This window comes from Aquibium carbonis (assembly GCF_003970795.1).
GTDB classification, from domain to species: Bacteria; Pseudomonadota; Alphaproteobacteria; order Rhizobiales; family Rhizobiaceae; genus Aquibium; species Aquibium carbonis.
This window is the reverse complement of record NZ_RWKW01000013.1, coordinates 25322-34035: the sequence shown is the minus strand read 5'-3', so window position 1 is coordinate 34035 and position 8714 is coordinate 25322. Positions and strand designations below refer to the sequence as shown.

General features: G+C 66.1%; 8 protein-coding genes. 1 reads left to right on the top strand and 7 read right to left on the bottom strand.

From position 1 onward, the window contains the following. The first annotated feature begins 291 nt into the window (after positions 1-291). Positions 292-1248: a glutaminase gene (locus EJC49_RS04420; protein ID WP_126698254.1), complete on the top strand. Its 957-nt coding sequence runs from the start codon at positions 292-294 to the stop codon at positions 1246-1248. Positions 1249-1341: 93 nt separating this feature from the next. Here EJC49_RS04420 and EJC49_RS04415 read toward each other — a convergent pair whose 3' ends face one another. From EJC49_RS04415 to EJC49_RS04385, 7 genes are all read right to left on the bottom strand, one after another. Further along, positions 1342-2421 carry an LLM class flavin-dependent oxidoreductase gene (locus EJC49_RS04415; protein ID WP_126698253.1) on the bottom strand — a complete coding sequence of 360 codons (1080 nt, stop codon included), beginning with the start codon at positions 2419-2421 and terminating at the stop codon, positions 1342-1344. A 56-nt stretch (positions 2422-2477) separates the two neighbouring features. Further along, a complete protein-coding gene (locus tag EJC49_RS04410) occupies positions 2478-2774 on the bottom strand; it encodes a hypothetical protein (protein WP_126698252.1) in 297 nt (98 codons plus the stop codon). Beyond that, positions 2771-4372 carry an SDR family oxidoreductase gene (locus EJC49_RS04405; protein WP_126698251.1) on the bottom strand — a complete coding sequence of 534 codons (1602 nt, stop codon included), beginning with the start codon at positions 4370-4372 and terminating at the stop codon, positions 2771-2773. The genes EJC49_RS04410 and EJC49_RS04405 overlap by 4 nt, the downstream gene beginning before the upstream one ends. Before the next feature lie 27 nt (positions 4373-4399). Further along, entirely contained in the window at positions 4400-4918 is a 519-nt protein-coding gene (locus EJC49_RS04400) for a flavin reductase family protein (RefSeq protein WP_210211749.1), read from the bottom strand. A 178-nt stretch (positions 4919-5096) separates the two neighbouring features. Continuing rightward, positions 5097-5636, bottom strand: a complete 540-nt coding sequence (locus EJC49_RS04395) for a nuclear transport factor 2 family protein (protein ID WP_126698249.1) — start codon at positions 5634-5636, stop codon at positions 5097-5099. 22 nt (positions 5637-5658) lie between these two features. Further along, complete coding sequence (locus EJC49_RS04390; protein ID WP_126698248.1) at positions 5659-7764, bottom strand: acetate--CoA ligase family protein; 2106 nt, start codon at positions 7762-7764, stop codon at positions 5659-5661. Then, positions 7764-8666, bottom strand: a complete 903-nt coding sequence (locus EJC49_RS04385) for an SMP-30/gluconolactonase/LRE family protein (protein WP_126698247.1) — start codon at positions 8664-8666, stop codon at positions 7764-7766. Before EJC49_RS04385 ends, EJC49_RS04390 begins: the two co-directional genes overlap by 1 nt. Positions 8667-8714 lie beyond the last annotated feature (48 nt).

The window sequence follows — 8714 nt, the reverse complement described above, 5'->3', positions numbered from 1 at the left end:
GTGACCGATCGTGCCGATGTTCACATGAGGCTTGGTGCGCTCGAATTTACCTTTTGCCATGTCTCTTTCCCTGGACGTCCGTTGCCGGCCTGTTGCAGTTGCCGCGCGCTTAGCCGCAACCGGCGGAAAACACAAGAGGCCGGGTCACGCCACAGTCCCGACCGGGATGCGGATCACCGCTTTCGAGGCGGAGCAGGCCATGACGTCACAGATCCGCAAAGCCCCATGACGTCGTCCGATGAGGATCGATCCCGCGCCTCGTGCGTTTGAGACCCGGCAGGGAGCATCCACATGGCAAAGAAGGCACGGCGGGTCGATCTCGACCACCTCAAACAGGCGGTCGACGAGATCGTCGCGCGGATGGACGTCATCGAGGATTTCGGCAAGGCAGCCGATCATCTGGAGGGATTGGGCGACATCGAGACCGACCGCTTCGCCATCACCGTGGCCACGGTCGATGGCGACCTGGTTTCGGGTGGTGACACGGACGTGCCGTTCGCGATCCAGAGCATATCGAAGGTCTTCGCCCTCACGCTCGCCCTGCGCGCCTATGGCGACGAGGTCTGGAAACGCGTCGGCCGCGAACCGTCCGGCGACCCGTTCAACTCCATCGTCGACCTCGAGCGCCACAAGGGCATCCCGCGCAATCCCTTCATCAATCCCGGCGCGCTGGTTGTATGCGACATCGTCCTCGGTCGACCGAAGGATCATGGCGGGCATGCCGATGTCCGCGCCTTCCTCGAACATCATGTCGGAGAGAAGACGCTGGGTCGGCTGAAGGAAATCGTGACCGAGGACGGCAAGAGCGCGGGTTACCTGAACCGAGCGATGGCCAATCTCGCCAAGGCCTTCGACAACCTCCACCATGACGTCGAAGCCGTGATGAAACTCTATGTCGAACAATGCGCCATCGAGTTGACCTGCCGCCAGCTCGCGCTCGCTGGGCGCTACCTGATGCATGACGGCATCGACGGCAATGGCGAGGACCCTGATGTCGACGCCAAGCTTTCGCGACGCCTGAACGCGCTGATGATGACGTGCGGCCAGTATGACGGATCAGGCGAGTTCGCTTATCGCGTCGGCCTGCCGGCCAAGAGCGGGGTTGGCGGCGGCATCCTGGCCATCGCGCCCGACACGGCCTCCATCGCCGTGTGGTCGCCGACGCTCGACGAAAACGGCAACTCGCTTCTCGGCACGCTGGCGCTGGAACAGCTCACCACCCGCATGGGGTGGTCGGTGTTCGGATAGAGCGCGGCCGGCGCGACGCCGGCCCTTCCGGCCATTCGAGGAACTCCCGCGAAAGCGAGCGCGCCAGGCCAGTCGACGGCCCGGCGCACCGCCTCATGCGTGCATTGCCATCGCCTTTGGTGCCGAGGTCGTTCCCAGCGCCTTGTTGACCGCCGGGATGATCTTGTCGCCCCAGGTCTCGATCTGCTTCACCATGGTCTTCTGGTCGAAGTCACCAAGCTGCGTCTGCACGGCGATCTGGTCCGGCTTCAGGATCTCGATCTCTTCGAGCAGGCGGTCGATGACCCGGTTGACGCTGCCGATCGGCAGGTTCTTCTGCATGGTCTCGAAGGACAGGTCCTGCTGGGTCGGTGTCTCCTTGAGCATGTAGCCGTCCTCGCTCTGCTGGCGGCGTTGGTGCAGGGCTTCGGAAAGGCGCCGCTGGAACCGGGCATTCTCCAGGTAGCTGTCGATCTCGGCCTGATTGTCGCTGGCATAGCAGCAGCGAAGCAGCGAAATCCTGGCATCCGTCACCTTCTTGCCTTCCGACGCGGCAGCCTGTTCGAGGGTCTCGCGGAGGGACGTCACGGTTTCCAGCCCGTTGTGGAAGGCGGTGACGAAGAGATTGTGGCCTTCGCGATAGGCCCGGCCCATGCTGCGCGCCGAACCCGCCGCGATCCAGATCGGCGGCGTCGGGCGCTGCACGGTTCGGACGGAGATCGCCGTCGGCGGAATCTTGATGTGGGCCCCGTCATGCTCGAAGATCTTCTGGTTGAGACCTTTCATGATGATGTCGAGATACTCGGAGAACACTGCCGGCGCGTCATCGACATTGACACCGAAGCGTTCGAACTCGAACTGCTGGTAGCCGGAACCGACACCGAGTTCGAGGCGACCGTTGGATACGATGTCGGCGAAACCGATCTCCGAGAGCAGCCGCTGCGGCTGGTAGAGCGGCAGGACGCAGACGGCGGTGCCGAGACGGATGGTCTTCGTCACGCCCGCAAGGTGCGACACCATCATCAGCGGCGACGGCACGAGGCTGTAGTTGTTGAAGTGGTGTTCGGCGAACCAGGCCGTGTCGAAGCCCGCCTGCTCGGAGGTCACCGCCTGCTCGATGGAGTTCCTCAGCACGACGTCCGACGGCTGGTGATAGCCGCGCTGGGCGGCAAGTATGAATGTCCCGAATTCCATGGGTGTCTCCTCGGTCTTTCCTTGGTTCCAGATCGGTGGGCCCGTTCATGCGCCCGTCAGGGCAAGCGCTCGACATGGGCGCGAATGGCGTTGGTGGCGTCGTCGACCCACCCCTTCCCGGCCGCATAGGCGACCATCGCCTGGTAGCCCCGCCGCCAGTCATCGGTATCGGGCGCGCCGGGCAGCGCCGGCACCAGGTCGACGCCGATCAGCACGTTGCCGTCATCGACGAAGCGAACGCCGCCGATGGCCGGGCGGACATCGGCATGGCCGGACAGGCGCAGCTTGAAGCCCTTGAAGTCCTCCGGCTCGAGCAGGCGCAAGCCGTCCCTGGGCGAATGGTCGACGATCATTCGGTTGTCTCCTCGCTTGAACTGCTCGCCACCTCGCTGGCATTGCCGGCATTGCCGAAAGCGGTCCAGCCGCCATCGACGTAGAGGATCGAGCCATTGACGTAGGACGCATCCGGCGAGGCGAAGAACAGGGTCGCGTCGGCGATGTCCTCGGGACGCCCCATCTCGCCCATCGGTATCCGGCGTCCGATGGCGTGCCCATCGATGCGGCCGGCGGCTTCGAGGGCGGCCACGCCTGGCGTGCGGATGTAGCCCGGCGCGATCGTGGCGGTGCGAATGCCCTGCGGGCCCAACTCGGCCGCCATGCAGCGCGTCAGGATGTCGATCCCGGCCTTCGAGGCGCCATAGGCATGGCGCGGCGCGAAAGGCAGGAAGGTGTTGATCGAGCCGACGTTGAGGATCATCGAGCCCGGCCGCATGGCCTTCAGGGCCTCGCGGGTGCACAGGAACGCGCCGGCCAGGTTGACGTCGAGCACCGTTTCCAGGTCGGCCGGGCCCTGGTCGAGGGCCGGCCTGAAGCCATCGGCGACGGCGGCATCGTTCACGAGGACGTCGACGCGGCCGAACTTGCGAGCAATCTCGGCGAAGACGGAAACGACCTGGTCCTCCGAAGCAACGTCGAGGGCGTATCCCGCATGCGGCCCGCCGAGCCCATCCGCGATGGACCGGGCGCCCTCCCCGTCGCGGTCGGCGATGATCACGGTATCGCCATTGGCGGCAAACGCCCTCGCGATTTGCTCTCCGATGCCGCGCGCGGCGCCGGTGATCACGACGATGCGGCCGGACGACGGCAGCGCGGGAGGCGACAATTCGTCCTGCGGAGTGCCGTCCACGGGGGGATGCGCATCGCCCGGCTGGTTGAACGATGCCCATCCGCCATCGACCGCCAGCACCGCGCCGGTCACGTAGCGTGCCCGCGAGGATGCGAGAAAGCGAGCGGCTTGTGCAATCTCGTCTGGCCGCGCCATGCGGCCGACCGGGACGCGCCGACGCACGGCGCCGAGATCGGCCTTCCCAGTTCGCTCGAGTTCGGCGACCATGGGCGTTCGGACATAGCCCGGCGCCACCGCGCTGACCCGGATGCCGCGCGCCGCCCATTCGCAGGCGAGCGATTTCGTCACCGAGATGAGGCCGGCCTTGGAGGCGGCATAGGCATTACGGCGCGGATTGCCGAGCACGCCGGCCAAGGAGGCGATGTTGACGATCGCGCCGCCCGGCTTCATGCGACGCGCGGCTTCGCGCGCCATCACGAACGGGCCGACGAGGTTGATGCCGATCGCCTTGCGGAAGGCATCGAGCCCGGTATCCACCGTTGCCGCCATGGTCGGTCCCATCGCGGCATTGTTGACCAGCACGTCGACACGGCCGTAGCGCTCGTCGATGCGGTCGAACAGCTCCAGGATGTCGGCTTCCGACGATACGTCGCAGGTCACGCCGAGATGACCGCCCCCCAGCCGTTCGGAAAGCGCAACGACGTCGGTTCCGGGTAGATCGACGCACACCACCGCATCGCCGTCGGCAGCAAACAGGCCAGCCAGCGCGCGGCCGATGCCGCCTGCCGCGCCGGTGACCACCACGATCCTGCCGATGTCCCGCATTTCGATCTCCTCCCCTTCTGACGCCCGTCAGGCGATGGGCGCCAAGCGACGGAACGAGCCGTCGCGATAGATCAGCCCTTCCTGGTCGAGCGATGCGGTGGCCACGACCCGCCCGAAATAGATGTTGTGCGTCCCCGACGGGACGCAGTCCTCGACGAGGCAATCAAAGCTTGCGAGCGCACCGTCGAGAACGGGGGCGCCGGTGACCTGCGCCTGCCAGCGACCTTCGGCGAAACGCTCGTCGGGGCTGAGCTTGGACGTGGAAAACAGGCGCGCGACGCGATGCTGTTCCTCGGTGAGGAAGTTGACGGCGAATGACCCGCTTTCGGCGATGATCGCTTCGGCAGAAGCCCCCTTGTTGACGCACACGAGGAGCACAGGCGGGCTTGCCGAAACAGAGCAGACGGCCGTGGCCGTGAGGCCATTGACGAGCTTGCCGGAACGGGCGGTGATGACCGCGACCGAACAGGCGACCTGGCGCATCGCGGTCTTGAACTCGCTTTCGCCGACCCCCGCCGGCACGTCTTTTTCGATGGCCTTCGTCACGCGTTCACTCCTCACCGGAGAAACCTGAAAGGATGCGGGAAAACGGCTCAATGCCTGCGTCACGGCCATGGGATCCTAACTCCGTCACCATCGTGGCCGCGCCTTCGGCAACCACTCCGTCGCCATTGTGAGGAAGAGCCGTTCGCATGCAACACCTTCACGCACTGGATGAATAGTTTCAGACCTGTGAAGTCCCTGCGGCGCGCAACACGGCGTAGATCGGGTCTTCCGGATAGGCGGCGCCGACGGGCCGACGGGCGCCGAAGCGCTCTTCCTCCCCTGCGGAGGGCGGCGTCTGCTCCTCGACCCAGTCGTAGGCGACGACCCGATCCGCGACGCGCCATTCCCCGCCCCGCTTCTCGAACCGGTCGCAATAGCGACCGGCAAGCAGGAACTGGCGCACCACACCCTCCCGGTCCGGTCCTCTTTGAAGGGCGTTGAAATAGCTCTCGACCACCGCCACGCCAGGAGCGGTGAATTCGACCAGGATGTTCGAAACCTGATGCACGTTGCGCGGCCCGGTCTTGAAGACCTCGAGCGCGAGCCCGATGAACCCTTCGGCCGAGCCCCTGTAGGCGCCATGGCAGTCTTGTGCGTCCTGCCAGTAGGATGACCGCAACGCCGCCTCGTCCGCCCGGTCGATGCCGCGGCAGTAGCGATAGATGCAGTCCCGGATCGCCTCGCGGTCGAGGAGTTCCGTCAGTCTGTTCTCGTCCATTCCCCTCACTCCAGTCAGTCCGTCACGCCCGAGGCACGATCAGCGCGTCGAGCGCAACGACACCCTTGCCCGCTTCGAGCACCCGGACGGGATTGAGATCGATGCTCTCGATCGCGGCCGCGTTGGCGGCGGCGAAGCGCGACAGCGCCGACAACATCGCAGCCAGCGCCTGGACGTCGGCGGGGGGCGCGCCGCGCACGCCTTCCAGCATCGAGTATCCCCGGATCTCGCGGATCATGCGGTGGGCCTCGGCCACGTCGAAGGGCGCAGCGCGGAAGGTCACATCCTTCAGGACCTCGACGAAGACGCCGCCCAGTCCGAACATGACCACCGGGCCGAACGCAGGGTCGCTCGACACGCCGGCGATCACCTCGACCCCACCGGAGATCATCGGCGAGACCAGCACGCCGTCGATGCGCGCGTCCGGACGATGCAGGGCGGCCCGTTCGAGAATTTCGGCGGCGGCCTTGCGTGTCTCATCCTCGGCCGCGATACCGACGATCACGCCGCCGATCTCGGTCTTGTGGGCTATGTCGGGCGAAGCGATCTTGACCACGACCGGGAACCCGATTTCCGCTGCCGCCGTGCCGGCATCCTCGCCCGGCCTGACCAGCGCATCCTTTGGAAAGGGAATACCGGCGGCCGACAGGATGCGCTTGGCTTCGTGCTCGCCAATCGCGGCCGTGCCGAGATCGATCGCCTCGGCGACCGGCAGATGCTCGGGGGCCTGCTTCGCACGGTCGAAGCTGCGGCGGAAATGTACCAGCGCGCCCAGCGCGTTCATCAGCGCGGTGCCGTCCTCGTGGATCAGGAAGCCTTTTTCCTCATACGACCGGACGATTTCGGGCGGAGCCGTCATGGTCAGCGTCATGATGGTCTCGCGGGACGCGGCAGAGGCCGTTTCCAGCACTTCGCGCAGGCGGTCGGCGAAGGTCGGGCTTGCCGGACCACTGCCGAAGATGCCGGTGAAGACATCATAGCCCCCCTTCTCCAGCATCGCGGCGATGTAGCTCGTCATCAGCGGCAGATCGGTCAGGGCCTGCGCCGTCGCATCGACGGGATTGCGCGGCGACGCATAGGGCAGCATCGCCTTGAGGTCGGCCTGCGCTTCCTGCGGCATCGGCGCGACGTCGAGACCGGCAGCTTCCGCGTCGTCGGCCATCTGGATGCCGAAGCCCCCGGACAGGGTGAAGATGCCAAGCGTGTTGCCGGCGGGGTATTTTCCGCGGGAGCACGCATAGGCGACGTCGAGCTGTTCGGCCGTGGTCTTCGCGCGCCAGACGCCATACTGCCGGAACACCGCATCGAACACGGCATCCGAGCCGGCGAGCGCGGCGGTGTGAGAACTCACGGCATGGGCGCCGACCTCCGACCGGCCGACCTTCATGAAGACGATCGCCTTCTCGCGCTGCCGCGCCACGTCGAGCGCCTCCACGAAGGTGTCGCGGTTGCGGACCCCTTCCGCGTAGGCCATCACCACGTTGACGTCCGGCTGCTCGACCATCCAGCGCAGAGCCTCCGCGACATCGACGTCGCACTCGTTGCCGGTGGTGATCCAGTGGCCGATGCCGAGACCACGCTGGCGCGCCAGATGGGCGATGTGCGAGCCGTAGGCACCGCTCTGCGACACGACGCCGACCGGTCCGGGCTCGATGAAGGCGCCGTCGAGGATCGCCGAAAACGTGCCGTAATAGCCGATCGTCGAGTTGAAGACCCCGAGGCAGTTCGGTCCAAGCAGTCGCATGCCGCTTTCGCGGGCGATGCCTGTCATCTCCACCTGGATCGCCCTGCCCGCCTCGTCGGTTTCGGCGAAGCCGGCCGAAAACACGATCGCCGCCCTGACCTTGCGCTCGGCGCAGGCACGCACGGCCTCGAGTGTCCCAGCCGCCGGCACGGCAAGGATAGCGACATCCGGCGTTTCGGGCAGATCGGCGATCGAGCCGTAGGCGCGCATGCCCTGGACGGTCTCGCGCTTCGGATTGACCGGGTAGACCGCGCCGCGATAGCCGCCTTCGCGAAGATAGCGCAGTGGGCGTCCGCCGATGCGCTGGGCATCGTCGGAGGCTCCGACCAGCGCGATCGACGATGGCGAAAGCAGCGCGGAGAGGGAGTTCATGCGTGTCAGCATCACGCGGCACCCGCCATCGGCAGGGCCACGGGTGCGCCGAAACGCGCCTCGGGCAGGCCGCGAACGCCAAGCCCTTCGATGGCGAAGAGGCAACCTCCCTGCGGATGGCGAGAGATGGCGCGACCGGAGCCGGAATCCTTGATCGACGTGACATAGAGCGTCGAGAGATCCTCGCCACCAAACGCCACGCAGGAAGGCATGTCGGTCGGCGCGTCGATCAGCCGGTCGAGCTTTCCACCCGGGGTGAAGCGGGCAATCTTGCCCACCTGAACGAGACAGACCCAGATGCAGCCGTCGGCATCGACCGTTGCGCCGTCGGGGCCCGAATCCCATGGATTGGTGTCAGCCAACAGGCGCGGATTGCCGACCGGCGTGTCTGCCGGGCCATAGGAAAACGCCCTGATCGTTCGGTCGAGGCTGTCGGCGAAGTACATGGTCCTGCCATCGGGGCTGAAGCACAGGGAATTGAAGATCCGGATGCCCGTGGCGAAGACCTCTGAACGGCCGTCGCGATCGACGCGCCAGAGTTTGCCCAGCGGATCGGCATGCACGCCCATGGTTCCACAGAGGAAGCGACCGAAGCGGTCGTTCTTGCCGTCGTTGAAGCGGACCTTGGGGTCAGGCTCCGGAATGAACAGGGGACTGAACGCACCGGTTTCGAGATCGAGTTGGTAGATGCCGTCGGCCAGACCCGCCACCAGCGTCCTGCCTTCGCCCAGCGCAACGGAGCCGACCATTGACGGCGTCTTCCATGAACGGAAGCCGCCGGTGGCCGGGTCGTGGGAGCGGATCAGGCGGGACACGCCATCGACCCAGTAGAGCATGCGGTCGCGTGGGTCCCATACCGGGCTCTCGCCCAAAAGGTCCGCGTCCCCGGAGACGAGCTGAAACTTCGGGATCATTGTCTTGCCTTCGATCATCAGGGGTGGCGAAGGGGCAGATGCCCCTTC

Excerpts from the sequence above, each read along its gene's own strand:
- EJC49_RS04420 (WP_126698254.1), top strand. The coding sequence starts at position 292 with ATGGCAAAGAAGGCACGGCGGGTCGATCTCGACCACCTCAAACAGGCG.
- EJC49_RS04395 (WP_126698249.1), bottom strand. The coding sequence starts at position 5,636 with ATGGACGAGAACAGACTGACGGAACTCCTCGACCGCGAGGCGATCCGG.
- EJC49_RS04405 (WP_126698251.1), bottom strand. The coding sequence starts at position 4,372 with ATGCGGGACATCGGCAGGATCGTGGTGGTCACCGGCGCGGCAGGCGGC.
- EJC49_RS04390 (WP_126698248.1), bottom strand. The coding sequence starts at position 7,764 with ATGCTGACACGCATGAACTCCCTCTCCGCGCTGCTTTCGCCATCGTCG.
- EJC49_RS04415 (WP_126698253.1), bottom strand. The coding sequence starts at position 2,421 with ATGGAATTCGGGACATTCATACTTGCCGCCCAGCGCGGCTATCACCAG.
- EJC49_RS04410 (WP_126698252.1), bottom strand. The coding sequence starts at position 2,774 with ATGATCGTCGACCATTCGCCCAGGGACGGCTTGCGCCTGCTCGAGCCG.
- EJC49_RS04385 (WP_126698247.1), bottom strand. The coding sequence starts at position 8,666 with ATGATCCCGAAGTTTCAGCTCGTCTCCGGGGACGCGGACCTTTTGGGC.